Annotated in this window: 18 protein-coding genes; 14 read left to right on the forward strand and 4 right to left on the reverse strand. The window is 68.1% G+C overall.

Annotation, left to right across the window (positions count from 1 at the left end):
- Window positions 1-21: 21 nt before the first annotated feature.
- From DFR41_RS06980 to DFR41_RS07015, 8 genes are all read left to right on the forward strand, one after another.
- A complete protein-coding gene (locus DFR41_RS06980; RefSeq protein ID WP_114802250.1) occupies window positions 22-1,596 on the forward strand; it encodes an ABC transporter substrate-binding protein in 1,575 nt (524 codons plus the stop codon).
- Window positions 1,597-1,737: 141 nt separating this feature from the next.
- Window positions 1,738-2,649: an ABC transporter permease gene (locus DFR41_RS06985; protein ID WP_017758599.1), complete on the forward strand. Its 912-nt coding sequence runs from the start codon at window positions 1,738-1,740 to the stop codon at window positions 2,647-2,649.
- A gap of 17 nt (window positions 2,650-2,666) precedes the next feature.
- Window positions 2,667-3,737: an ABC transporter ATP-binding protein gene (locus DFR41_RS06990; protein ID WP_114802251.1), complete on the forward strand. Its 1,071-nt coding sequence runs from the start codon at window positions 2,667-2,669 to the stop codon at window positions 3,735-3,737.
- Window positions 3,734-4,774 carry an ABC transporter ATP-binding protein gene (locus DFR41_RS06995; protein WP_114802252.1) on the forward strand — a complete coding sequence of 347 codons (1,041 nt, stop codon included), beginning with the start codon at window positions 3,734-3,736 and terminating at the stop codon, window positions 4,772-4,774. The genes DFR41_RS06990 and DFR41_RS06995 overlap by 4 nt, the downstream gene beginning before the upstream one ends.
- A 118-nt stretch (window positions 4,775-4,892) precedes the next feature.
- Window positions 4,893-5,924: an ABC transporter substrate-binding protein gene (locus DFR41_RS07000; protein ID WP_114802253.1), complete on the forward strand. Its 1,032-nt coding sequence runs from the start codon at window positions 4,893-4,895 to the stop codon at window positions 5,922-5,924.
- The gene (locus DFR41_RS07005) at window positions 5,925-8,123 is read left to right on the forward strand and encodes an ABC transporter permease (RefSeq protein WP_114802254.1); all 2,199 of its coding nucleotides are present in this window, start codon (window positions 5,925-5,927) and stop codon (window positions 8,121-8,123) included. It abuts the gene before it with no gap.
- A 31-nt stretch (window positions 8,124-8,154) separates the two neighbouring features.
- A complete protein-coding gene (locus DFR41_RS07010; RefSeq protein ID WP_114802255.1) occupies window positions 8,155-9,204 on the forward strand; it encodes an ABC transporter ATP-binding protein in 1,050 nt (349 codons plus the stop codon).
- A 102-nt stretch (window positions 9,205-9,306) separates the two neighbouring features.
- Window positions 9,307-11,247, forward strand: a complete 1,941-nt coding sequence (locus DFR41_RS07015) for a bifunctional metallophosphatase/5'-nucleotidase (protein ID WP_114802256.1) — start codon at window positions 9,307-9,309, stop codon at window positions 11,245-11,247.
- 203 nt (window positions 11,248-11,450) lie between these two features.
- On the opposite strand, the gene zwf is transcribed toward DFR41_RS07015, so the two are convergent.
- Window positions 11,451-12,917 (reverse strand): glucose-6-phosphate dehydrogenase, encoded by a 1,467-nt coding sequence (gene zwf / locus DFR41_RS07020; RefSeq protein WP_114802524.1) that lies wholly within the window; start codon window positions 12,915-12,917, stop codon window positions 11,451-11,453.
- Window positions 12,918-13,027: 110 nt separating this feature from the next.
- On the opposite strand from zwf, the gene DFR41_RS07025 reads away from it, so the two are divergent.
- Complete coding sequence (locus DFR41_RS07025; protein WP_114802257.1) at window positions 13,028-13,666, forward strand: HAD family hydrolase; 639 nt, start codon at window positions 13,028-13,030, stop codon at window positions 13,664-13,666.
- A gap of 36 nt (window positions 13,667-13,702) precedes the next feature.
- Here DFR41_RS07025 and DFR41_RS07030 read toward each other — a convergent pair whose 3' ends face one another.
- Window positions 13,703-14,383, reverse strand: a complete 681-nt coding sequence (locus DFR41_RS07030) for a lipocalin family protein (RefSeq protein WP_114802258.1) — start codon at window positions 14,381-14,383, stop codon at window positions 13,703-13,705.
- Between the two features lie 131 nt (window positions 14,384-14,514).
- On the opposite strand from DFR41_RS07030, the gene tal reads away from it, so the two are divergent.
- The 3 genes from tal to DFR41_RS07045 all read left to right on the forward strand — a co-directional run bounded on the left by tal (window position 14,515) and on the right by DFR41_RS07045 (window position 19,390).
- The gene (gene tal, locus DFR41_RS07035) at window positions 14,515-15,468 is read left to right on the forward strand and encodes a transaldolase (protein ID WP_114802259.1); all 954 of its coding nucleotides are present in this window, start codon (window positions 14,515-14,517) and stop codon (window positions 15,466-15,468) included.
- Complete coding sequence (gene pgi, locus DFR41_RS07040) at window positions 15,468-17,018, forward strand: glucose-6-phosphate isomerase (protein WP_114802260.1); 1,551 nt, start codon at window positions 15,468-15,470, stop codon at window positions 17,016-17,018. The genes tal and pgi overlap by 1 nt, the downstream gene beginning before the upstream one ends.
- A gap of 134 nt (window positions 17,019-17,152) precedes the next feature.
- The gene (locus DFR41_RS07045; RefSeq protein WP_114802261.1) at window positions 17,153-19,390 is read left to right on the forward strand and encodes an NADP-dependent isocitrate dehydrogenase; all 2,238 of its coding nucleotides are present in this window, start codon (window positions 17,153-17,155) and stop codon (window positions 19,388-19,390) included.
- A 291-nt stretch (window positions 19,391-19,681) separates the two neighbouring features.
- On the opposite strand, the gene groL is transcribed toward DFR41_RS07045, so the two are convergent.
- A complete protein-coding gene (groL, locus tag DFR41_RS07050; protein WP_043113290.1) occupies window positions 19,682-21,322 on the reverse strand; it encodes a chaperonin GroEL in 1,641 nt (546 codons plus the stop codon).
- Window positions 21,323-21,351: 29 nt separating this feature from the next.
- On the reverse strand, window positions 21,352-21,642 hold the full coding sequence (gene groES, locus DFR41_RS07055; RefSeq protein ID WP_038211938.1) for a co-chaperone GroES: 291 nt from the start codon (window positions 21,640-21,642) through the stop codon (window positions 21,352-21,354).
- Window positions 21,643-22,048: 406 nt separating this feature from the next.
- Between groES and DFR41_RS07060 the strand changes: the two genes are divergently transcribed.
- Window positions 22,049-22,444 (forward strand): hypothetical protein, encoded by a 396-nt coding sequence (locus DFR41_RS07060; RefSeq protein ID WP_114802262.1) that lies wholly within the window; start codon window positions 22,049-22,051, stop codon window positions 22,442-22,444.
- 187 nt (window positions 22,445-22,631) lie between these two features.
- Window positions 22,632-24,752 (forward strand): TonB-dependent siderophore receptor, encoded by a 2,121-nt coding sequence (locus DFR41_RS07065; RefSeq protein WP_114802525.1) that lies wholly within the window; start codon window positions 22,632-22,634, stop codon window positions 24,750-24,752.
- The last annotated feature ends 13 nt before the right edge of the window (window positions 24,753-24,765 follow it).

The following is a 24,765-nucleotide window of genomic DNA, read 5'->3' on the forward strand; positions in this document are numbered from 1 at the left end:
ACCAACCCGAGGAGTGATTCCATGAGCTTCAAGAAAAAAGCCGCCGTCGCGGCCGTGCTGGCCGCGGCCAGCCTGATCGCCAGCGCCCAGACGGTGCGCATCGCCAACCAGGGCGACGCGCTGTCGCTGGACCCGCATTCGCTCAATGAATCGCTTCAGCTGTCGGTGGACCTGAACGTCTACGAGGGCCTGACCGACCGCAACAAGGACCTGAGCCTGGCGCCGGCCCTGGCCACGTCCTGGAAGCAGACCGCGCCCGACACCTGGCGCTTCGAGTTGCGCAAGGGCGTGACCTTTCATGACGGCACGCCCTTCACGGCCGACGACGTGATCTTCAGCATCGCCCGTGCGGGCGGCGACGGCTCCGATGTGAAGGCCAAGGTCAACGACATCCAGGAAGTGCGCAAGGTCAACGACCATGCCGTGGACATCGTCACGAAGGGCCCCTTCCCGATCCTGCCGGACGTGTTGTCCGACCTCGCCATCATGAGCAAGAAGTGGTGCGAGGAGAACAAGGCCGAGAAGCCGGTGGACCGACGAAAGGGCATCGAGAACACGGCCTCCTTCAAGGCCAACGGCACCGGCCCCTTCCGCGTGCGCGAGCGCCAGCCCAACGTCCGCACGGTGTTCGTGCGCAACATGAACTACTGGGGCAAGATCGAAGGCAATGCGCAGGAGGTGATCTTCACGCCCATCGCCAACCCCGCCACGCGCGTCGCGGCGCTGGTCTCGGGAGAGGTGGATGTGATGGAGCCGGTGCCCGTGCAGGACATCGCACGCATCAATGCGAGCCCCAGTGCGCGCGTGGTGGTCGGCCCCGAGCTGCGCACCATCTTCCTGGGCATGGACCAGAAGCGCGACGAACTGCTGTACTCCAACGTGAAGGGCAAGAACCCCTTCAAGGACAAGCGCGTGCGCCAGGCCTTCTACCAGGCCATCGACATCAACGGCATCCAGAAGACGGTGATGCGTGGCGCCTCGCGGCCCACGGCGCTGATGGTCGGCCCCGGCATCAACGGCTGGACCGAGGCCCAGGACAAGCGCCTGCCTTACGACGCCGAGGCGGCCAAGAAGCTGCTGGCCGACGCCGGCTACCCCAGTGGCTTCGAGGTCACCATGAACTGCCCGAACGACCGCTACGTCAACGACGCGCAGGTCTGCCAGGCCGTGGCGGCCAACCTCGCGCGCATCGGCGTCAAGATCAACCTGGCGGCCGAGACCAAGGGCACCTACTTCCCCAAGATCCTGCGCCGCGACACCAGCTTCTACCTGCTGGGCTGGACGCCCACCACCTACGATTCGCACAACGCGCTGGACGCGCTGATGCGCTGCCCCAACGACAAGGACGGCAGCGGCCAGTTCAACCTGGGCGCCTACTGCAATCCCAAGCTCGACGAACTGATCGGCCAGATCAAGTCCGAGACCGACAAGGCCAAGCGGCAGGGCCTGATCGAAGCGGCCTTCAAGATCCACACCGACGACATCGGCCACCTGCCGCTGCACCAGCAGTCGCTGGCCTGGGGCGTGAGCAAGAAGGTGTCGCTGACCCAGCGCGCCGACAACTTCATGCCCTTCAAGTGGATCAGCATCAAGTGATCGTCCGGGCGTGAGGGCCGCCATCGGCTGAGTCCCACGCCGGCACCGCCCCGGCCGCGCAAGACGGCGGCCCGGCGGCATGCCCTTCGCTTTGCATGGCCCCGGGCGCCTCGTCGCACGGCGCCCAGAAACTTTCCCTCGATGAAGAACACGCTCCTCCGTTGGTTCGACAGCGATGTCGGCCACAGCTTCAGGACCTCGCCCGTGGCGGTGGCGGCGGCGGTCATCGCCTTCGTCTGCATCTTCTGCTCGGTGTTCGCCGGCTGGGTGGCGCCGCACAACCCCTTCGATCTTGCTTCGCTGGAGCTGGGCGACGCGCGGCTGCCACCGGCCTGGAGCGAGGGCGGCAGCAGCAAGTACCTGCTGGGCACCGACGACCAGGGGCGCGACATCCTCTCGGCGCTGATCTACGGCGCCCGCATCTCGCTGGTGGTGGGCGTCGTCTCCGTCATCCTCTCGGTGGTGGTGGGCGTGCTGCTGGGCCTGCTGGCCGGCTTCCTGGGCGGCTGGCTCGATGCATTCCTCATGCGGCTGTGCGACGTGATGCTGTCCTTTCCGCCCATCCTGGTGGCGCTGCTGATCGCGGGTGTGGGCCGGGCGCTCTTCCCCAATGCGCACGAGTCGCTGGCCTTCGGCGTGCTGATCATCTCGATCTCGCTCACCGGCTGGGTGCAGTACGCGCGCACGGTGCGCGGCTCCACGCTGGTGGAGCGCAGCAAGGAGTACGTGCAGGCGGCGCGCGTCACCGGCGTGGCGCCGCTGCGCATCATGCTGCGCCATGTGCTGCCCAACGTGACGGGGCCGGTGCTGGTGCTGGCCACCATCCAGGTGGCCACGGCCATCATCACCGAGGCCACGCTCAGCTTTCTGGGCGTGGGCGTGCCGCCCACCTCGCCCTCGCTGGGCACGCTCATCCGCGTGGGCAACGACTACCTCTTCTCGGGCGAGTGGTGGATCACCGTCTTCCCTGGCGCCATGCTGGTGCTGATCGCGCTGTCGGTGAACCTGCTGGGCGACTGGCTGCGCGATGCTTTGAATCCGCGACTGCGGTGAAAGAAGGACGTACCGCCATGAGCCTTCTTCAGGTCAAGAACCTCGTCGTCGAATTCCCCGGCCGCCGTGGCACGCTGCGGGCGCTGGACGACATCTCCTTCGACATCGCGCCGGGCGAGATCCTGGGCGTAGTGGGCGAGTCGGGCGCGGGCAAGTCGCTCACGGGCGCGGCCATCATCGGCCTGCTGGAGCCACCGGGGCGCGTGGCCAGCGGACAGATCCTGCTGCAGGGCCAGCGCATCGACAACCTCGGCTACGAGCCGATGCGCCACATCCGCGGCCGCAAGATCGGCGCGATCTTCCAGGACCCGCTCACCTCGCTGAACCCGCTCTACACCGTGGGCCGGCAGTTGGTGGAAACCATCCGCGCGCACCTGCCCGTGACCGAGTCCGAGGCCAAGCGCCGCGCCATCGCGCTGCTGCAGGACACGGGCATCCCGGCCGCCGAGCAGCGCATCGACCACTATCCGCACCAGTTCTCCGGCGGCATGCGCCAGCGCGTGGTGATCGCCCTGGCGCTGGCGGCCGAGCCGCAGCTGATCGTGGCCGACGAGCCCACCACGGCGCTCGACGTGTCGATCCAGGCGCAGATCATCCAGTTGCTCAAGCGCCTGTGCCGCGAGCGGGGCGCGGCCGTCATGCTGATCACCCACGACATGGGCGTGATCGCCGAGACCTGCGACCGCGTGGCCGTGATGTACGCGGGCCGCATCGCGGAGATCGGGCCGGTGCACGAGGTGATCCACCAGCCGGCCCATCCCTACACGGGCGGCCTGATGGCGTCGATTCCCGAGATGGATAGCGACCGCGAGCGCCTGAACCAGATCGACGGCGCCATGCCGCGTCTCAATGCCATTCCCAAGGGCTGCGCCTACAACCCGCGCTGCCCGCGCGTGTTCGACCGCTGCCTTCAGGAGCGGCCCGAGCTGATGCCCGCTGGCGCCACGCGTGCCGCCTGCTGGCTGCACGACGGGGCCGATCCGCACCGCGGCCACGCCCGACTGGCCGCCGAGCATGCGGCCGCCGTGGCGCAGGGCGAGCGGGCCACGCCCGACGCCGCCACGCCTGTCCAGGGGATCGACGAATGAGTGCCGCGTTCGTGCCTTCCGCAAAAGCCGACGCGGCCGCCGACACGGCGCCGCTGGTCGTCGCCCATGACCTGGCCCGCACCTTCGATGTGTCGGCCCCCTGGCTCAACCGCGTGCTGGAGCGCAAGCCCCGCACCCTGCTGCATGCCGTCGACGGCGTGAGCTTCGAGATCGAGCGCGGCAAGACGCTGGCGCTGGTGGGTGAATCGGGCTGCGGCAAGAGCACCGTCGCCCGCCTGCTGGTGGGCCTGTACGAGCCCACGCGCGGCGGCATGCGCTTCGACGGCCAGGACGCGCACGCGGCCTACCGCACCGCCGCCGGCCGGCAGTTGCGCCGGCGCATCCAGATGATCTTCCAGGACCCGTACGCCAGCCTCAATCCGCGCTGGGTGGTGGAGGACATCATTGCCGAGCCGCTGCGCGAGCACGGCATCCTGCGCGAGAAGGCGGCGGTGCGCGAGCGCGTGGGCGAGCTGCTGCGCTCGGTCGGCCTGTCGCCGCTGGACATGACCAAGTACCCGCACCAGTTCTCGGGCGGGCAGCGCCAGCGCATCTCCATCGCGCGGGCCCTGGCCACGGCGCCCGAGTTCCTGGTCTGCGACGAGCCCACCTCGGCCCTGGACGTGAGCGTGCAGGCGCAGGTGCTCAACATCATGAAGGACCTGCAGCGCGAGCGCGGCCTGACCTACCTGTTCATCTCGCACAACCTGGCCGTGGTTCGGCATGTGAGCGACCAGGTGGGTGTGATGTACCTGGGCCGGCTGGTGGAACTGGCCGACAAGGCGCAGCTCTTCGCGCAGCCGCGCCATCCCTACACGCGCATGCTGCTGGACGCGATTCCGCAGATGCATGCCACCGGCCGTGCGCGCACCCCCGTGCAGGGCGAGGTGCCCAACCCGCTCAACCCGCCCACGGGCTGCGCCTTCCATCCGCGCTGCCCGCATGCCAATGCGCGCTGCTCGGCCGAGCGGCCGGCGCTGCTGTCCATTGGCGGCGTGCGCGTCGCATGTCACGCGGTGGAAGAGGGACGCATCTGACCGGCTGAGAGAGGAGCGCTGCACCAGCGGTAGTTCCACCGATGACGGCGGCAGGCCCGGGACGTAAGGTCGGCACCCCGGTCCGGCGACGCCGGGCCCCTCTCTTTCCGGAATCAAGATGCCCCGACAACAACAGACCTTCCGCCGCGCCTTGTTGGCCGCCGCCCTCGCCACCGCCGCCTCGGCCGCGAGCGCCCAGCAGGTCAACGTCATCTGCTCGGTGCAGGCCGACTGGTGCAACATGATCGCCACCGTCTATGCGCGCACCACCGGCGTCAAGATCAACCTGGCCCTCAAGGGCTCGGGCGAGGCCCTGGCCCAGCTGATCGCCGAACGCGACAACCCCAAGACCGACGTCTGGTTCGGCGGTACGGGCGATCCCCACCTGCAGGCGGCCGAGCAGAACCTCACGCTGGAGTACAAGTCGCCGACGCTCACGCAGCTGTACCCGTGGGCGCAGCAGCAGGCCCAGCAATCGGGCTACCGCACGGTGGGCATCTACTCCGGCCCGCTGGGCTTCGGCTACAACACCGAGCTGCTGGCCAAGAAGAAGCTGCCGGTGCCGCGCAGCTGGGCCGACCTGCTCAAGCCCGAATACAAGGGCGACATCCAGGTGGCCAACCCCGCGTCGAGCGGCACGGCCTACACCATGATCGCCACGCTGGTGCAGCTGATGGGCGAGGACAAGGCCTTCGAATACCTCAAGGGCCTGCACAAGAATGTCTCGGCCTACACCCGTTCCGGCACGGCGCCGATCAAGGCGGTGGCGCGCGGCGAGACCGCGGTGTCGATCAGCTTCGTGCACGACGCGCCGCAGGAGAAGATGCAGGGCTTTCCGGTCGAGACGGTGACGCCGTCCGAAGGCACCGGCGCCGAGATCGGATCCATGAGCATCGTCAAGGGCGCCCGCAATCTGGAGCAGGCCAAGAAGTTCTACGAATGGGCGCTGACCCCCCAGGCGCAGGCCTTCGGTGCGGCGTCCAAGCAGTACCAGCTGCCATCGAACAAGGCCACGGTGGTCGATCCGAACGTGCCTGACTTCAAGAAGATCAAGCTGATCAACTACGACTACAAGACCTACGGCGCCAGCGCCGAGCGGCGACGCCTGATCGCCCGCTGGGAAAAAGAAGTCAACTCGCTGCCCCGCTGAGTGCGCGCGCCCCGTTCGAACGCGGCGGCCTGGTCGTGCATCGCGATCGGGCTCGTCGCCTATGGGCTGCTGCCCTGGTATGCGATCCAGGACACCAGCTGGTGGCAGGCGCTGCCCGGCATCTGGCGTGAAGGCGATGCGGCCAACGGCCTGATCCAGGCTGCGAAGCAGGGGCGGCCCTGGCTCTTCGCGGGCCTGAGCGGGCTGGTGCTGTGCATGGTGGGCGCAAGCCGCGCACCCGGCCGCGCCCAGGGCCGCTGGTGGCTGGCGGGTGGTGGCCTCGGTGCGCTGGCGCTGGCCGTGTCGGGCCTGGCCATCGGCGCACGCGGCTGGAGCTTCGCCGCACTCAACACGCTGTTCGGCGAACTGCAGGTCAACCAGTTCGGCATCGGCATCGGCGGCATCGTCGTCTTTTCCATGCTGGTCGTGCTGGCCGCATTCGGGCTTGCGCGCCTGGGCTTCTTCCGCGGCGACCTGTTCGTCTCCGCGGCTGTGGTGGGCTGCGGGCTGGTGCTGCTCATGTTCATCGGCTGGCCCGTGGGCAAGGCACTGTCCGCGGCCTTCTTCGACGAGGACGGACATGCCTCGCTCGCCGCCTTCGGCGCGCGGGTGTTCACCGAGCGCATCTGGGGCCTGGGCTGCGTCGCCGGCGGCACGAGCTGCGGCGTGGCCTGGAACACGCTGTTGCTGGCCCTGCTGACGGCCGCTGGCACCACCTTCCTCGGCACGCTGATCGCGCTGATGGCCGAGCGTGGCGCGCGCCGCTGGCAGGGGCCGCTCAAGGTGGTGGCGTTGCTGCCCATCATCACGCCGCCCTTCGTGGTGGGCCTGGGCCTGATCCTGCTGTTCGGCCGCGCGGGTGTGGTCAACCAGGCGCTGGAAACGTGGTTCGGCATTCCGGCCACGCGCTGGTTCTACGGCCTGCCGGGCATCCTCACGGCGCAGCTCTTCGCCTTCACGCCCATCGCCTTCATGATCATGCGCGGCGTGGTGCAGGGCATCGCGCCCAGCCTGGAAGAGGCGGCGCTGATGCTGCGGGCCGACCGCTGGCACACCTTCCGCACCGTGACGCTGCCGCTGCTCAAGCCGGGGCTGGCCAATGCCTTCCTGGTGGGCTTCATCGAGAGCATCGCGGACTTCGGCAACCCCGTGGTGGTGGGCGGCCAGTATTCGGTGCTCTCCACCGACATCTTCTTCGCCATCGTGGGCGCGCAGTACGACCAGGGCCGGGCCGCCTCGCTGGCCTGGGTGCTGACCCTCTTCGCGCTGCTGGTGTTCGCAGTGCAGCGTGGCCTGCTGGGCCGGCAGAACTTCACCACCGTCAGCGGCAAGGGCGATGCCGGCGTGCCCATGCCCCTGCCCACGGGCGTGCTGCGCACGGTGCAGTGCGTGGCGCTGCCGTGGATCGGCTTCACCGTGGTGGTGTACCTGTTCGCCTTCGCGGGCGGCTTCGTGCAGACCTGGGGACGCGACTACACGCTGACGCTGCAGCACTTCCGCACCGCCTTCTCGCTGGAGTGGGGCCAGTTCGGGCTGGTGTGGGCTGGCACGGCCTGGAATTCGCTGTGGACCACGCTCAAGCTGGCGGGCCTGTCGGCGCCGCTGACCGCGGCGCTGGGCCTGCTGATCGCCTGGCTGCTGGCGCGCAACGAGTTCAAGGGCCAGGGTGCCTTCGAGTTCGCCGCGTTGCTGGCCTTCGCGATTCCCGGCACGGTGCTGGGCGTGAGCTACATCCTGGCCTTCAACGTGCCGCCGCTGGAGCTCACGGGCACGGGCCTGGTCATCGTGCTGTGCTTCATGTTCCGCAACCTGCCGGTGGGCGTGCGGGCGGGCACGGCCGCCTTCAAGCAGCTCGACCGCTCGCTGGACGAGGCCTCGCTGATGCTGCGCGCCTCCACCGCGCAGACGCTGCTGCACGTGGTGCTGCCGCTGCTCAAGCCGGCGCTGGTGGCCGCGCTGGTCTACAGCTTCGTGCGGGCCATGACCACGGTGAGCGCGGTGATCTTCCTGGTCACGGCCGAGAACGAGCTGGCCACCACCTACATCATCGGCCGCGTGGGCAACGGCGACTACGGCGTGGCGCTGGCGTACTGCACGGTGCTGATCGTGCTGATGTCGCTGGCCATCGCGCTGATCCAGCTGCTGGTCGGCGAGCGCCGTCTGGGGCGCCGCAAGGTAGCCCAACCTGTCGCCGCATGAAGCGCGCAAGAGAAACACGGAACACGCACAGATGAGCGACGGCATCGAATTTCGCAACGTCACCAAGCGCTACGGCAGCGACGCCAATGCGCCGCTGGCGGTCAAGGGCATCAGCTTCGAGGTGCCCAAGGGCACGCTGACCACCATCCTCGGCCCCTCGGGCTGCGGCAAGACCACCACGCTGCGCATGATTGCGGGGCTGGAGTCGCCCACCTCGGGCCAGATCCTCATGGGCGGGCGCGACGTCACCACGCTCGGTCCGGCCGAGCGCAACGTGTCGATGATGTTCCAGAGCTACGCGCTCTTTCCGCACATGAACGTCATCGAGAACGTGGCCTACGGCCTGCGCATGAGTCGGGTCGCCAAGGCCGAAGCGGCCACGCGCGCCCGCGAGGCGCTGCGCGGCGTCGGGCTGGTGGGTTTCGACGAACGCCTGCCCAGCGAGCTGTCCGGCGGCCAGCAGCAGCGCGTGGCCCTGGCGCGCGCGCTGGTGCTGGAGCCGGCGGTGCTGCTCTTCGACGAGCCGCTGTCCAACCTGGACGCACGCCTGCGCCGCGAGATGCGCGAGGAGATCCGCGCCATCCAGCAGCGCCTGCAGCTCACGGTGGCCTACGTCACGCACGACCAGGGCGAGGCGCTGGCGGTGAGCGACCAGATCATCGTGATGGACCATGGCGTGATTGCCCAGCGCGGCACGCCCCAGACGCTCTACAACCAGCCCGAGAGCGAATTCGTGGCCGGCTTCATGGGCGAGGCCATGGTCTTCGCCGCCGAGGTCGAAGCCGATGGCCGCGTGCGCTTGGGCCCGCTCGCCCTGGTGCCGCCGCGCGCGCTGGCACCTGGCCCGGTGAAGGTCGCGGTGCGGCCCGAGGCCTGGCGCATCGGCGCGGCCGATGGGCTGCCCGCCACCTGCATCAAGGCGGCCTACCTGGGTCATGGCTACGACTACGGCTTCAAGACCGAGCTCGGCGAACTGTTCGTCGTCTCGAATGACGCGTTGCAGCCGCTGCGCCCCGGGGACACCACCGTGCTGTCGCTGGGCATGCAGGGCGTCTCGGTCGTGCAGGCTCGCGCTGGCTGAACGGCGTCCTTCCTTCCGCTTCTTCATCGCTTCGTCATCCGGGCCGGCCAGCATGCGCGGTTCCGTACAACGAAGCATTGGGGAAGCGCCATGGATCGACACATGATCGGCACACTCGCGGCCGCCCTCTGCCTGGGCCTGTCGGCCTGCGGCGGCGGATCGTCCACCCTGCAGCTCGGTAGCGCCACGCCGGCGGCAGCTGCACCGGCACCTGCGCCTGCAGCCAGGCCCGCGCCGGCACCGCTGGAGCTGACACTGCTGCACATCAACGACCACCATTCCAACCTGGCTACCAAGACGCGCACGCTGCAGCTGCAGGCGGGCGATGCCACGCGCAGCACGGTGAGCGTCGAGGCTGCGGGCTTTCCGCGCGTGACGGCCGCCATCAACCAATTGGCGGCCGGCAAGGCCAACGTTCTCAAGCTGCATGCGGGCGATGCGCTCACCGGCACGCTGTTCTTCAACCGTGCCGGCGCCGACGGCGAGGCCGACGCAGCGCTGATGAACACCGTCTGCTTCGACGCCTTCACGCTGGGCAACCACGAGTTCGACAAGGGCGACGCGGGGCTGAAGAACTTCCTGGACCTGCTGCGCCAGGGCAATTGCAAGACGCCTGCGCTGAGCGCCAACGTCAACTTCGGGGGCGGCTCCGCCCTCAACCCTTCGCGCGCACCGGGCGCCGTGCAGCGCTCCACCGTGGTCGAGCGCGGTGGGCAAAAGATCGGCATCGTCGGCCTGACCATCGCAGGCAAGACCAAGGCCTCCTCCAGCCCCGACGCCGACACCACCTTCGAGGACGAGACCACCGCTGCCCAGCGCGAGATCGACCGCCTGCGCGCCCAGGGCATCGACAAGATCGTGCTGACGAGCCACATCGGCTACGAGTACGACCTGCAGGTGGCCAAGGCCCTGTCAGGCGTGGACGTGGTGGTGGGCGGCGATTCGCACACGCTGCTCGGGCCGGACGCGCTGAACACGCTGGGCGTGGGCTCACCCGCCGGCGCCTACCCGACGCAGATCACCAACAAGGACGGCAGGCGGGTCTGCGTGGTGCAGGCCTGGGAATACGCGCAGGTGGTGGGCGAGCTCAAGGTCAGCTTCGACGCCAACGGCGACGTCACGGCCTGCAGCGGCACGCCGCATGTGCTGGTGGGCGACAACTACACGCTCGCCGGCAAGGCGCCCACCGATGCGCAGCGGAGCGCGATCCAGGCCGACGTCGCAGCCACCAACGGGCTGCTCTACACCGTGGCGCCCGATGCCAGCGCCAGCGCCGTGCTCAAGCCCTTCGCTGACCGCATCGAGGTCTTCAACAAGACCGACGTGGCCGTGGCGGTCGACGAGCTGTGCTCGCGCCGCGTGCCGGGCGGCGCCGGCACGGTCGACTATTCGCGCTCCAGCAGCACCTGCAACACGCTCGGCAGCGTGTCGCTGCGTGGCGGCGACATCCAGCAGCTGGTGGCGCAGGCCTACCTGGAGGTGGCGCAGAAGAAGTACGGCGGCGCCGACATCTCGCTGCAGAGCGGCGGCGGCGTGCGCATTCCGCTGGTGCCCGGCAAGGTGACGGCGGCGCAGGTGATCCAGGTGCTGCCCTTCGGCAACATGCTGTTCCGCCTGGACATCAGCGGCGCCGAGGTGAAGGCCATGCTGGAGGACGGCCTCGATGCCGTCTATGGCACGGGCGGCACCACCGGCCCCTATCCCTATACCGGCGGCCTGCGCTTCGACGTCGATGCACGCCTGGCCAAGGGCGCCCGCGCCAGCAACATCGAGGTGCGCGATGCGAAGACCAGTGCCTGGGTCGCGCTGGATGCCAGCAAGACCTACAAGCTGTTCGTGCTGAGCTTCAATGCCACTGGCGGCGATGGCTATAAGACGCTGGCTGCCGTGCCGGCTGCCCGGCGCCTAGACATCGGCGTGCTCGATGCCGATGTCTTCCTCGACTACATCCAGTCGCAGGCCAAGGACGCGACCACCGGCCTGCCGGCGCTGAAGAAGCTGCCGACGGATCTCTACAGCACCAAGACCTACCAGGCCCCCTAAAAAGGGAAGCCCCCCCATGCCGCTTCGCGGCTCCCCCCTCCCTGGCGCCTCCGGCTTGGAGGGGGGCGCACCCGGAGGCCTGGCAAATCCAGTTCCTCGGGTGCCCGGCATGGCCTGCTCCGCGGCCATTGGATCTTTGATGAAGGAAGAAGGCCCGGCGCTCGACGCGGCCGGGCCTTCTTCGTTGAGCGAGCGACCAGCGCCTACTGCTCTTCGCTCCACGCCAGCCCGTCGCGCGCAATCATGGCGCTGCTCGCGCTCGGGCCCCAGGTGCCGGCGGCGTAGGGGCGGGGGCCGCTGTCGTTCTGCCAAGCCTCGATCAGCGGCTCCACCCAGCGCCAGGCCTCTTCCTGCTCGTCGCTGCGCACGAAGAGGTTGAGCCGGCCGTCGATCACGTCCAGCAGCAGCCGCTCGTAGGCGCCCACGCGCTCGGTGCCGAAGCGCTGGCCGAAGTCCAGGTCCAACTGCACGGTGGCCAGCGGCTGCGTGCCGTCGCCACTGCGCTTGCGGCTGTTCTGGGCCTGCGCCAGCAGGTGCAGCTCCAGCCCGTCCTTGGGCTGCAGGTTGATCACCAGCTTGTTGGCACTGGCGCCGGCCGGCGCGCGGAAGATGGCGTGCGGCGTGGGCTTGAAGTTGACTTCGATGCGCGCATCGCGCGAGGCCAGGCGCTTGCCGGTGCGGATGTAGAAGGGCACGCCGGCCCAGCGCCAGTTGGCGATCTCGGCGCGCAGGGCGACGAAGGTCTCGGTGCGGCTGGCCGGGTCGATGCCCGGCTCCTGCAGGTAGCCCTGCACCCGCTCGCCGTAGGCGGTGCCGGCGGTGTACTGGCCCCGTACCGCGTGCATGCCGATGGACTCGGGCGTCCAGGCTTTCAGCGATCGCAGCACCTTGAGCTTCTCGTCGCGCAGCGCGTCCGCATGGGCATTGATGGGCGGCTCCATTGCCACGGCGCATAACAGCTGCAGCGCATGGTTCTGCACCATGTCGCGCAGCGCGCCGGTCTGGTCGTAGAAGGCGCCGCGTTTTTCCACGCCCAGGTCCTCGGCGATGGTGATCTCGATGCTGGCGATGTATTCGCGGCGCCACAGCGGCTCGAACAGCGCGTTGCCGAAGCGCATGGCGAACAGGTTCTGCACCGAGGGCTTGCCCAGGTAGTGGTCGATGCGGAAGACCTGTTCTTCCTTCAGCACGCGGCCCACGGCAGCGTTGATGGCGCGGTTGGAAGCCAGGTCATGGCCCAGCGGCTTCTCCAGCACCACGCGGGTCTTGGGGCCGCCCAGGCCGGCGGCGGCGATGCGCTCGACGGTCTGCGTGAAGAGCGAGGGCGCGGTGGCGAGGTACATGACCACCGTGTCGGCATCGCGCTCCTGCAGCGTCTGCGCCAGGCGATCGTAGTCCGCCGGCTTGGACAGGTCCATGCGCAGGTAATGCAGCAGGTCGGCGAACTTCTCGAATTCCTCCGGGCTGGGTCGCTTGGCGCCTTCCACCGCCTTGAAGCGGGACTGGATGAGCTCGCGGTACTGTGCATCCGACAGGTCGTCGCGTGCCACGCCGATGATGCGGCCACCGGCCGGCAGGCTGCCGTGGCGGAAGGCCTGGAAGAGAGCGGGCATCAGCTTGCGCCAGGCCAGGTCGCCGGTGCCGCCGAAAAGAACGAGGTCGAAACTCATGGGGCAGAACATGCGCGCCGCGCGCGCGGTGGATGCGGGGCTCCGACTGTAAGCGCACCCGCGAGGCGCCCTGCGTGCCACTGGGCGAGGGTCGGAGGGACAATCGCGCCATGAACCTGGTTTTCGATCTCGGCGGCGTGCTCATCGACTGGCAGCCTGCCGATCACCTGAAAAAGCATTTCCCGCAGCGTGCCACCGACGACGCCTCGGCCCATGCGCTGGTTCGGGCCTTCTTTCACCATCAGGACTGGCTGGACTTCGACGGCGGCTTGCGGGAAGCCGAGGACGTGGCGGCACGCACCGCCCAGCGCCTGCAGCTTCCGCCGGAGGCGGTTCGCGAACTGGTCGTGCCCTTGGGCGAGATCCTTCAGCCCGTGACCGTCACCGTCGACATGCTGGCCCGGTTGGCCGAGCAGCGCGATGCGGGCGCGCCGCTCAAGCTCTATTACCTCTCGAACATGCCGCTGCCCTACGCGCGGGCGCTGGAGCGTCGCCTGCCCGAGCTGTTCGGGCGCTTCGACGGTGGCGTGTTCTCGGGAGACGTCAAGCGCATCAAGCCGAACACCGAGATCTTCGAGCTGCTGGCGTGGCGCCATGGTCTGGTGCCTGCCGACACCCTGTTCATCGACGACTCGGTGCCGAACGTGGAGTCGGCGATGGCCCTGGGCTGGCAGGCGCTGCACTGCACCTCGCCGGCCGCACTCGCTGCGCAACTGCCGCGGATGGTGGACAAGGCGCTCGGCACCTGAGCGCATGCCGCGGGCCTGAGCGCCTGCAGGGCCCGCTCAGGCGGGCGCGTCCTGCGCGCCGCTGCGCACGACCTGGTCGATGTCGAAGCCCAGCGTGCGGGCGTAGTCCAGTTCGGTGGCCAAGCTGGCCTCATCCAGGTGCTGCACGCGCGAGAGCACCCACAGGTAGTCGCGCTTGGGCGTGCCCACCAGCGCCACCTGGTAGTCGCGGTCGAGCTTCAGGATCCAGTAGTCGCCCCAAACGACCGGAAGCCAGCGCAGCCATGCGGGGGCGAAGCTGACCGCCAGACGGCCGGCGCCGGGCAGGCCCGCCACGCGCACGGCGTGGGCGATGCCCACCGACTCGTCCACCTGGCCGTCCTGCCGGACGCAGCGGTTGCGCACTTCGACAGTGCCGTCCGGCAGCGGGGTGTATTCAGCCGACACGGTGCCGCCGCAGGCCTTTTCGAAACGGTTGGGCAGCCGGGCCTGCTCATACCAGACACCGGCATAGCGCTTGAGGTCCACCGGCGCGACCACCTGGAGCGGCGCGCGCATCAACGGGGCTCCGTCCGCAGGGCCGGCGGGCAACTGCCGGCGGCGGGCCCACTTCAGGCCCGCCATGGCGGCGATTCCGCCCACGCAGAAGGCGGCTGCCAGCAGCGCGATGCGGTGGCTGGCGGCGTGGTCGTTGTCGAGGGCCTGGCTCTGGCTCAGGTCGTGGCCGGTACGGCTCATGGGGTCTCCCGGTGAGTGGATCGGAACAGCATGACAACTTAGCGTTCCCTGCGCGCGCGGCCTGTCAGCCACCAGCCAAAAGCCGCGTGCGCACGCGGGTCGCGCCACAGTCGCGCGACATAATCGTTTGCATGAACCAACTCGACGCCCTCCGCCAATGGACCACCGTGGTCGCCGACACCGGTGACTTCCACCAGCTCGCCCAGTTCAAGCCGCAGGACGCGACCACCAACCCGTCGCTGATCCTCAAGGCGGTGCAGAAGTCCGAGTACCGGCCGCTGCTGGACGAAGCCCTGTCGCGCCACGCCGGCCGGCCGCTGGACGAGATCGTCGACCGGCTGCTGGTGCGCTTCGGCTGCGAGATCCTGGCGCTGGTGCCGGGCCGGGTGTCGACCGAAGTGGACGCGCGCCTTTCCTTCGACACCACGGCCACCGTGGCCCGCGCGCTGCGGCTGGTCGAGCTGTACAAGGCCGAGGGCGTCGACGTCGAGAAGCGACTGCTGATCAAGATCGCCGCCACCTGGGAAGGCATCGAGGCCGCGCGCGAGCTGGAGGCCCGCGGCATCCACACCAACCTGACGCTGCTGTTCTCCTTCGCCCAGGCCGTGGCCTGCGGCGCGGCGGGCGTGAAGCTCATCTCGCCCTTCGTGGGCCGGATCTACGACTGGTACAAGAAGAGTGCGGGCAGCAGCTGGGACGAGGCGGCCAGTTCCGGCGTCAACGATCCCGGCGTGAAGTCGGTGCGCCGCATCTTCGACTACTACAAGCGCCACGGCATCGCCACCGAGGTGATGGGCGCGAGCTTCCGCAATGTGGGCCAGATCGGTGCGCTGGCCGGCTGCGACCTGCTGACCATCAGCCCCGAGCTGCTGGCCGAGCTGGCCGCCAGCGAAGCACCGCTCGCGCTGGCGCTGGACGCCGCCGCGGCACGCGACCGCGCCGACATCCCGAAGGTCACGCTGGACGAGCCGGCCTTCCGCTTCGCGCTCAACGAAGACGCCATGGCCACCGAGAAGCTGGCCGAAGGCGTCCGCGGCTTCACGGCCGATGCGATCAAGCTCGACAAGCTGATGGGAGCCGCCTGATGCCCGTGCGCTGCGATGAAACCGCTGCGTGGGCCCGTCTGCAGCAGTTGCAGGCCACCCGTCGGAGCTTCGACCTGCGCCAGGCCTTCGCCGGCGATGCCGACCGCGCCGCCGCGCTGAGCCAGGAGGCGCCGTACGTCTTCGCGGACCTGTCCAAGAACCTGATCGATGCCGAGGTCGAGCAGGCCTTGCTGCAGCTGGCCGCCGACTGCGGCCTGGAAGCGAAGCGGGCCGCGCTTTTCTCTGGCGAGCCGATCAACAGCACCGAAGGCCGCGCCGTCATGCACTGGCTGCTGCGCACGCCCGCCGATGCCACCGGCCTTGCACCGGCCGCGGCGGCCGAGCTGCCCGCGGTGCACGAGACGCTGGACGCCATGCTGGCCTACGCCGAGAAGGTGCGGGCCGACCACACCATCACCGACGTGGTCAACATCGGCATTGGCGGCTCCGACCTCGGCCCGCAGATGGCCGTGCTGGCGCTGGCCGAGCAGGTGGCGCCGGGCAAGCATTTCCACTTCGTCTCCAACGTGGACGGGCATGAACTGGCCGGCGTGCTCAAGGGACTGGCGCCGGAGCACACGCTGTTCCTGATCGCCTCCAAGACCTTCACCACGGCCGAGACCATGGCCAATGCCCAGTCGGCCAAGCGCTGGTACGAGCAGTCCGGCGGCACCGACATCGCCAGCCACTTCGCGGCGCTCACCACCAATGTCGAGGCGGCGCGCGCCTTCGGCATCGACACCACCTTCGGCTTCTGGGACTGGGTGGGCGGCCGCTATTCGATGTGGTCGGCCATCGGCCTGCCCGTCGCGCTGGCGATCGGTGCCGACGGCTTCCGCCGCCTGCTGGCCGGCGCCCATGCCATGGACGAGCATTTCCGCACCGCGCCGCTGGTGCAGAACCTGCCGGTGCGCCTGGGCCTGCTGGACGTCTGGTACCGCAACTTCCTGGGCTTCACCAGCCGCTGCATCGCGCCCTACCACAGCGCGCTGCGCCGCGTGCCGGCCTACCTGCAGCAGCTGGAGATGGAAAGCAACGGCAAGCAGGTCGACCTCGACGGCCGGCCGCTCGCCGTGGGCACCTCGCCGGTGCTGTGGGGCGAGCCGGGCACCAACGGCCAGCATGCCTACTTCCAGATGCTGCACCAGGGCACGGACGTGGTACCGCTCGAATTCGTGGCCGTGCGCCAGCCGGCGCATTCGCTCGAAGGCCACCATGCCAAGCTGCTCGCCAATGCCCTTGCGCAGGCACAGGCGCTGATGGTGGGCAAGGCCGACGCGGGGGGGCATCGCAACTTCCCCGGCAACCGGCCGAGCAGCTTCTTCGTGCTGGATGAACTCACGCCCGAATCGCTGGGCGCCTTCATCGCCATGTACGAGCACCGCGTGTTCGTCAGCGGCGCGATCTGGGGCATCAACAGCTTCGACCAGTGGGGCGTGGAGCTGGGCAAGGTACTGGCCAAGGACCTGGAGCCGCGGCTCGCCAGCGGCGACGTGCAGGGGCTGGACGCCTCCACGGCCCAGTTGCTGGGTCGGCTGAAACAGGGCTGATCTCGCCGCTTTCCCTCCCTCGGCCCGGGCCTTGCGTCCGGGCCGAAGTCCGTCTGGCGACGCCTGCGCCGATCAGAGCGAAAATGCCCGCCGGACCCGATTCCGACCATCTTCTCCAAGGACATCCCAGCGCCATGAGCACGACGTCTCCGACCATCATCTACACCCTGACCGACGAAGCGCCCGCGCTCGCCACCGCCTCCTTCCTGCCCATCGTCCGCACCTTCGCGCAGGCCGCGGGCGTCGACGTGCAGACCAGCGACATCTCGGTGGCCGCCCGCATCCTCGGCCAGTTTCCGGAGTGCCTGACCGAAGAGCAGCGCGTGCCGGACAACCTCGCCGCGCTCGGCAAGCTCACGCTCAAGCCCGAAGCCAACATCATCAAGCTGCCCAACATCAGCGCCTCGGTGGCCCAGCTCAAGGCCGCCATCAAGGAACTGCAGGACAAGGGCTACAAGATCCCCGATTTCCCCGAGAACCCGCAGACCGACGAAGAGAAGGACATCCGCGCGCGCTACAACAAGTGCACCGGCTCGGCCGTCAACCCCGTGCTGCGCGAAGGCAACTCCGACCGTCGCGCGCCCAAGGCCGTCAAGGAATACGCCCGCAAGAACCCGCACAGCATGGCGCCCTGGAGCCAGGCCTCGCGCTCGCACGTGTCGCACATGCACGCCGGCGACTTCTACCACGGCGAAAAGTCGATGACGCTGGACCGCGCCCGCGACGTCAAGATGGAGCTGATCACCAAGAGCGGCAAGACCATCGTGCTCAAGCCGAAGGTCTCGCTGCTCGACCGTGAAGTCATCGACTCGATGTTCATGAGCAAGAAGGCCCTGCTGGCCTTCTACGAGAAGGAGATCGAGGACGCCCGCGAGACCGGCGTGATGTTCTCGCTGCACGTCAAGGCCACGATGATGAAGGTCTCGCACCCCATCGTCTTCGGCCACTGCGTGAAGATCTTCTACAAGGACGCCTTCGAGAAGCACGGCAAGCTCTTCGACGAGCTGGGCGTGAACGTCAACAACGGCATGGTCGACCTGTACAACAAGATCGCCACGCTGCCGACGGCCAAGCAGGACGAGATCAAGCGTGACCTGCATGCCTGCCACGAGCACCGCCCCGAGCTGGCCATGGTGGACTCGGCCAAGGGCATCACCAACTTCCACTCGCCCAACGACATCATCGTGGACGCGTCCATGCCTGCCATGATCCGCAACGGCGGCAAGATGTGGGACGCCAACGGCCGCCTGAAGGACGTCAAGGCCGTGATGCCCGAGTCGACCTTCGCCCGCATCTACCAGGAGATCATCAACTTCTGCAAGTGGCACGGCGCCTTCGACCCCAAGACCATGGGCACGGTGCCCAACGTCGGCCTGATGGCCCAGCAGGCCGAAGAGTACGGTTCGCACGACAAGACCTTCGAAATTCCTGAAGACGGCGTCGCCAACATCACCGACCTCAACACGGGCGAAGTGCTGATGAGCCAGAACGTGGAGCAGGGCGACATCTGGCGCATGTGCCAAGTCAAGGACGCCGCCATCCGCGACTGGGTCAAGCTGGCCGTCACCCGCGCCCGCAACTCCGGCATGCCTGTGGTCTTCTGGCTGGACGCCTACCGTCCGCACGAGAAGGAGCTCATCACCAAGGTCAAGATGTACCTGCATGAGCACAACACCACCGGCCTGGACATCCAGATCATGAGCCAGGTGCGCGCCATGCGTTACACGCTGGAGCGCGTGATCCGTGGCCTGGACACCATCAGCGCTACCGGCAACATCCTGCGCGACTACCTGACCGACCTGTTCCCGATCATGGAACTGGGCACCTCGGCCAAGATGCTGTCGATCGTGCCGCTGATGGCCGGCGGCGGCATGTACGAGACGGGCGCTGGCGGCTCGGCCCCGAAGCACGTGCAGCAGCTGGTGGAAGAGAACCACCTGCGCTGGGATTCGCTGGGCGAGTTCCTGGCTCTGGCCGTGAGCCTGGAAGAGCTGGGCATCAAGAACAGCAACGCCAAGGCCAAGGTGCTGGCCAAGGCGCTGGACACCGCCACTGGCAAGCTGCTGGACAACAACAAGGGCCCGAGCCCCAAGACCGGCCAGCTGGACAACCGCGGCAGCCACTTCTACATCGCGCTGTACTGGGCCCAGGCCCTGGCCGAGCAGACCGAGGACGCCGAACTGGCGGCCAAGTTCAAGCCCCTGGCCCAGAAGCTGGCCGCCGACGAGCAGAAGATCGTCGCCGAACTGGCCGAGGTGCAGGGCAAGCCGGCCGACATTGGTGGCTACTACAAGACCGACCCGGCCAAGACCGACGCCGTGATGCGTCCCAGCAAGACCTTCAACGAGGATCTGGCCAGCGTCGCTGCCTGATCGGTCGCCGGGCTGCATTGCAGCCCCGGCCCATCAACGAGAAAGCCGTCGCATGCGACGGCTTTTTTCATGCGTGAACGAAACGGCCTGTGCCCGTGCATGGCAGATCTCTCGTCCAACCACGAGGGCCGGCGAAGCCGCCCGTCGGCAGGGTGCCGCGCGAAGCGCGCACCCGCCCCGCCGAAGCAGCGCGCAGGCGGGGCGCCCATGAAAAAAGCCGGGCTTCGCCCGGCTTTTTGATCTGACTTGAACAGAACCAAATCAAGCGCGCAGCAGCGCGCTTGATTTGAATTACATGTCCATGCCACCCATGCCGCCCATGCCACCGGGCATGGCGGGCGCAGCGGACTCGTCCTTCGGTGCTTCGGCGACCATGCACTCGGTCGTCAGCAGCAGGGCAGCCACGGAAGCGGCGTTCTGCAGGGCGGTGCGGGTCACCTTGGTCGGGTCCAGGATGCCCATCTCGATCATGTCGCCATAGGTGTCGTTGGCGGCGTTGAAGCCGTAGTTGCCCTTGCCTTGCAGCACGGCGTTCACGACCACGCTCGGCTCGCCACCGGCATTGGCGACGATCTCGCGCAGGGGCGCTTCGATGGCCTTCAGGATCAGCTTGATGCCGGCGTCCTGGTCGGCGTTGTCGCCCTTGATGTCGCCGACGGCTTGCTTGGCGCGCAGCAGGGCCACGCCACCACCGGCCACCACGCCTTCTTCCACCGCGGCACGCGTTGCGTGCAGGGCGTCTTCGACGCGGGCCTTCTTTTCCTTCATTTCGACTTCGGTGGCAGCGCCAACCTTGATCACGGCCACGCCGCCGGCCAGCTTGGCCACGCGCTCTTGCAGCTTCTCGCGGTCGTAGTCGCTGGTGGCTTCTTCGATCTGGATGCGGATCTGCTTGACGCGGGCTTCGATGTCGGCAGCGGCACCGGCGCCATCGATGATGGTGGTGTTTTCCTTGCCCACTTCGATGCGCTTGGCCTGGCCCAGGTCGGCCAGCGTCACCTTCTCGAGCGACAGGCCCACTTCTTCAGCGATGACCTTGCCGCCGGTCAGGATGGCGATGTCTTCCAGCATGGCCTTGCGGCGGTCGCCGAAGCCAGGCGCCTTGACGGCCACGACCTTCAGGATGCCGCGGATGGTGTTGACCACCAGGGTCGCCAGCGCTTCGCCGTCGACTTCTTCGGCAATGATCAGCAGCGGACGGCCGGCCTTGGCCACGGCTTCCAGCGTGGGCAGCAGGTCACGGATGTTGCTGATCTTCTTGTCGAACAGCAGGACGAACGGGTTGTCCAGCAGTGCGGCCTGCTTCTCGGGGTTGTTGATGAAGTAGGGCGACAGGTAGCCGCGGTCGAACTGCATGCCTTCGACGACGTCCAGCTCGTTGGCCAGGCTCTTGCCGTCTTCGACGGTGATCACGCCTTCCTTGCCGACCTTGTCCATCGCGTCAGCGATGATCTGGCCGACGTCGGTGTCGCTGTTGGCCGAGATGGAGCCGACCTGGGCGATTTCCTTGGAGGTCGTGGTGGCCTTGCTGGACTTCTTCAGCGCTTCGACCAGGGCGGCGACCGCCTTGTCGATGCCGCGCTTCAGGTCCATCGGGTTCAGGCCGGCGGCCACGTACTTGGAGCCTTCGCGCACGATGGCCTGGGCCAGCACGGTGGCGGTGGTGGTGCCGTCACCCGCGTTGTCGCTGGTCTTGGAGGCCACTTCCTTCACGAGCTGGGCGCCCATGTTCTGCAGCTTGTCCTTCAGCTCGATTTCCTTGGCCACGGACACACCGTCCTTGGTCACGGTGGGGGCGCCGAAGGAGCGCTCGAGCACCACGTTGCGGCCCTTGGGGCCCAGGGTCACCTTGACGGCGTTGGCGAGGATGTTCACGCCTTCGACCATACGTGCGCGGGCGTCGCCGCCGAAGACCACGTCTTTTGCTGCCATTTTGTGTTTCTCCTAGATCCGGGGATTGATTACTTCTCGACGACCGCAAACAGGTCGTCTTCCTTCATGACCAGCAGCTCTTCGCCATCGACCTTGACGGTCTGGCCGGAGTACTTGCCGAACAGCACGCGGTCGCCGACCTTGATGTTCAGGGCCACGAAGTCGCCCTTGTCGTTGCGCTTGCCGGGGCCGACGGCCAGGACTTCACCCTGGTCCGGCTTCTCGGCGGCGTTGTCGGGAATCACGATGCCCGAGGCGGTCTTGGTTTCGCTTTCAACGCGCTTGACGATCACGCGATCGTGCAGAGGACGAAGTTTCATTGGAATCTCCTGGAAGAGGGACGGAATGAGGGTTGTGCGGCAGGGCAGCGAGGCCCTGCCATCCACTTGGCGCCGGTGCTGTTAGCACTCACCGCCAGCGAGTGCTAATCATAAGGACTTTTGGCGGCGTTTCAACTGGGCGCGGGCCTACAGCCTGTCTGGACGGCAACTGGCAGAGCTGGCCTTGACAAGCTGGTGCGAACAATCGTGGGTATTGGATTCTTTCATTGTTCGCGTAATGGAAACGCTTCGACCGCGGGCCGGCAGGCAGTGAAGCGGCTTTGCGGGCGCATCATTCATTCCACGGCGCCGATGAAACCCCAGCGCCGGCACCGCCCGGCGACGACCCGTCGCCCCGCAGGCTCTTAGTGGGTGACCCATCCTCGCTACAGAAAAGGACAACATCATGACCAAGACTTCCAAGACCCTCGCTGCCGCCGCGCTCGCCCTGTTCGCCGCCGCCGGTGCCGTTCATGCCGAGGAATACGAAGGCGTGCTCCAGTTCAACTCCAACCTCAGCCGCGCCGAAGTGCAGACCCAGGGTGTCGCTGCCGCCCATGGCCCCGATCTCTACGCCGAAGGCGCCCTGGCTCACACCACGCCGGTGATGAGCTCGCCGCGCCTGCGCGCCTCGGTGCAGGCCGAAGCCGTCGCGGCTGCCCATGCGCCCGACCAGAACGTGCAGGTCGGCTCGCGGGGCGACCAGCGCTTCTTCGCCGGCATCGCTCCGAGCACCGTGGTCGGCGGTACCACCTGGGCGATCCGCGGCAACACGAGCGCTGCCCAGCAAGGCGCTGAATAAGCCCACCCTGCGCGAGGAGGCCAGAGGCCGGCCCGTGTCTTTTTTCATAGGCGCCTGCGGGCGCCTTTTTCAATGGCGGCCACCTTGCATTCCCACAGGCGGCGCCAGCCCATGCCGCAGCGTCAGCATCACGTCAACTTAGAATAAAAATTGTTCTCAGTTGTATTGTTATGAGGGTCGCTTGTCCATGCCTTTCGACGCATCGTTGCCGTCTCCGCGCCGCCCAGGGGTGGTCCAGAGCGCCTGGGTACTTCTGCTGAGCACGGCCACAGCCTCGGCCCAGGTACCCGCGGTTTCATCGGCTGCGAGCACCTTGCCGACGGTGCGTGTCGATGCCGAGGCACCGGCCGAGACCGCCACCTCGCCGGTCATCGGCTACCGCGCCACGCGCAGCGCCACGGCCACCAAGACCGACACCCCCCTGGCCGAGACGCCGCAATCCGTGACCATCGTGACGCGCGACCAGATCGTGGACCAGGGCGCCACGAACCTGCAGGACGCGCTGGGCTATGCCGCTGGCGTGCGCTCGGACGCCTACGGCCTGGACTCGCGCAACGATGCCGTGCGCGTGCGCGGCTCGACGCCGGACGTCTACCTCGACGGCCTCAAGCAGGCCTACGGCTACTACACCAGCACCACCCGCACCGACCCCTACACGCTCGAGCGGCTGGAAGTGCTGCGCGGACCTTCCGGCATGCTCTTCGGCGCCGGCACGGCCGCGGGCGTGGTCAACATGGTCAGCAAGCGGCCGCTGTTCGAGACGCAGCGCGAAGTGGGCGTGCAGCTGGGCAGCTGGAACCGCCGCCAGCTGCAGGCCGACCTGACCGGCCCGCTGAATGCCGAAGGCACGCTGGCCTATCGGCTGATCGCCGTGGCCCGCAAGTCCGACACGCAGGTCGACCATGTGCCGGACGACCGGCAACTGCTTGCGCCCTCGCTCACCTGGCGGCCCACGGCCATGACGTCGCTGACCCTGCAGGGCCTGTGGCAGCAGGACAAGAGCGGCAGCTCGTCGCAGTTCTTCCCGTGGCAGGGCACGATCCTGCCCAACCCGAATGGCCGTTTGCCCACCGACCGCTTCATCGGCGAGGCCGGCGACCACTACGACAGCACCCGCCGCACTTTCGGCTGGCAGTTCGAGCACCGCTTCAACGACCAGTGGGCCGTGCGGCAGAACTTCCGCGTGGCGCGCAACGTGAACGACGCGCACTACAGCTACGGGGACTTCTTCACCATCCCCGGCGGCTGGGGCGCGGACCCGATCGGCCAGCGTCGGCTGGGCCGCTACACCGACAGCAGCCTGACCCGCAACCAGATCGCCAACCTCGACAACCATGTCGAGGGCCGCTTCGCCACCGGCGCGCTGCAGCACACGCTGCTGCTGGGCGCCGACTTCTCCCGCCAGCACGAGCGCGTGTGGAGCGGCACCAGCTACAGCACCATCGACGCCTACGCACCGGTGTACGGCAACGTGCAGTCGCCGGTGCGTGCGCCGCTGCCGCGCACCGAGCAGCGGCAGTCCGGCATCTACGTGCAGGACCAGATGAAGCTCGGCCGCTGGACCTTCGTGGCCGGCCTGCGCCACGACAGCACCCGCAGCCAGTCCGACGGCAGCGAGGCGCAGCGCGACTCGGCCAATACCCACCGCTTCGGCGTGCTTTACGGCTTCGACTCCGGCTGGGCGCCGTACCTGAGCTATGCCGAGTCCTTCACGCCGCAGTCGCCGCGCCTGGGGCAGACCTTCAGGCCCTTGCGGGGCGAGCAATGGGAGGCCGGTGTGCGCTACGAGCCGCCGGGCCGATCATTGGCCTTCAGCGCCGCCGTCTACGACCTGAAGGAAAAGAACCAGATCGTCCAGACCCTGCCCAATGTCTTCGACCAGTTGGGTGTCACCCGCACGCGCGGCGTGGAACTGGAGGCCAAGGGCTCGCTCACGCGCGACCTGGATGTCGTGGCCCACTACAACTACACCGACCTCGATCCGCTGCTGGAGGGCCTGCCGCGCCACCAGGCGAGCGTCTGGGCCAAGTACCGCTTCGCCATCGCGGGCACGCCCGGCTTCTCGGCCGGCGCGGGCGTGCGCTACATGGGCAGCTTCCGCGACACCTCGGGCGGCGCCGCCGGGCCGCAGATCCCGTCGGTGGCGCTGCTGGACTTCGTCTTCGCCTACGAGACCGACCAATGGCGCTACGCCCTCAACGTGAACAACGCGACCGACAAGGTGTACTACAGCACCTGCCTGTCGCGCGGCGACTGCTGGTGGGGCGCCCGCCGCAACATCGTGGCCAGCGCCACCTACCGCTTCTGATCGGCATCGCCGG

The sequence above is a fragment of the Pseudacidovorax intermedius genome (assembly GCF_003350475.1).
Taxonomy (GTDB): domain Bacteria; phylum Pseudomonadota; class Gammaproteobacteria; order Burkholderiales; family Burkholderiaceae_C; genus Xenophilus; species Xenophilus intermedius.

What these genes read in the sequence shown, in the direction of transcription:
- DFR41_RS06980 (WP_114802250.1), top strand. Translation starts at nt 22, where the DNA reads ATGAGCTTCAAGAAAAAAGCCGCCGTCGCGGCCGTGCTGGCCGCGGCC.
- DFR41_RS06985 (WP_017758599.1), top strand. Translation starts at nt 1,738, where the DNA reads ATGAAGAACACGCTCCTCCGTTGGTTCGACAGCGATGTCGGCCACAGC.
- DFR41_RS06990 (WP_114802251.1), top strand. Translation starts at nt 2,667, where the DNA reads ATGAGCCTTCTTCAGGTCAAGAACCTCGTCGTCGAATTCCCCGGCCGC.
- DFR41_RS06995 (WP_114802252.1), top strand. Translation starts at nt 3,734, where the DNA reads ATGAGTGCCGCGTTCGTGCCTTCCGCAAAAGCCGACGCGGCCGCCGAC.
- DFR41_RS07000 (WP_114802253.1), top strand. Translation starts at nt 4,893, where the DNA reads ATGCCCCGACAACAACAGACCTTCCGCCGCGCCTTGTTGGCCGCCGCC.
- DFR41_RS07010 (WP_114802255.1), top strand. Translation starts at nt 8,155, where the DNA reads ATGAGCGACGGCATCGAATTTCGCAACGTCACCAAGCGCTACGGCAGC.
- DFR41_RS07015 (WP_114802256.1), top strand. Translation starts at nt 9,307, where the DNA reads ATGATCGGCACACTCGCGGCCGCCCTCTGCCTGGGCCTGTCGGCCTGC.
- zwf (WP_114802524.1), bottom strand. Translation starts at nt 12,917, where the DNA reads ATGAGTTTCGACCTCGTTCTTTTCGGCGGCACCGGCGACCTGGCCTGG.
- DFR41_RS07025 (WP_114802257.1), top strand. Translation starts at nt 13,028, where the DNA reads ATGAACCTGGTTTTCGATCTCGGCGGCGTGCTCATCGACTGGCAGCCT.
- DFR41_RS07030 (WP_114802258.1), bottom strand. Translation starts at nt 14,383, where the DNA reads ATGAGCCGTACCGGCCACGACCTGAGCCAGAGCCAGGCCCTCGACAAC.
- tal (WP_114802259.1), top strand. Translation starts at nt 14,515, where the DNA reads ATGAACCAACTCGACGCCCTCCGCCAATGGACCACCGTGGTCGCCGAC.
- pgi (WP_114802260.1), top strand. Translation starts at nt 15,468, where the DNA reads ATGCCCGTGCGCTGCGATGAAACCGCTGCGTGGGCCCGTCTGCAGCAG.
- DFR41_RS07045 (WP_114802261.1), top strand. Translation starts at nt 17,153, where the DNA reads ATGAGCACGACGTCTCCGACCATCATCTACACCCTGACCGACGAAGCG.
- groL (WP_043113290.1), bottom strand. Translation starts at nt 21,322, where the DNA reads ATGGCAGCAAAAGACGTGGTCTTCGGCGGCGACGCCCGCGCACGTATG.
- groES (WP_038211938.1), bottom strand. Translation starts at nt 21,642, where the DNA reads ATGAAACTTCGTCCTCTGCACGATCGCGTGATCGTCAAGCGCGTTGAA.
- DFR41_RS07060 (WP_114802262.1), top strand. Translation starts at nt 22,049, where the DNA reads ATGACCAAGACTTCCAAGACCCTCGCTGCCGCCGCGCTCGCCCTGTTC.
- DFR41_RS07065 (WP_114802525.1), top strand. Translation starts at nt 22,632, where the DNA reads ATGCCTTTCGACGCATCGTTGCCGTCTCCGCGCCGCCCAGGGGTGGTC.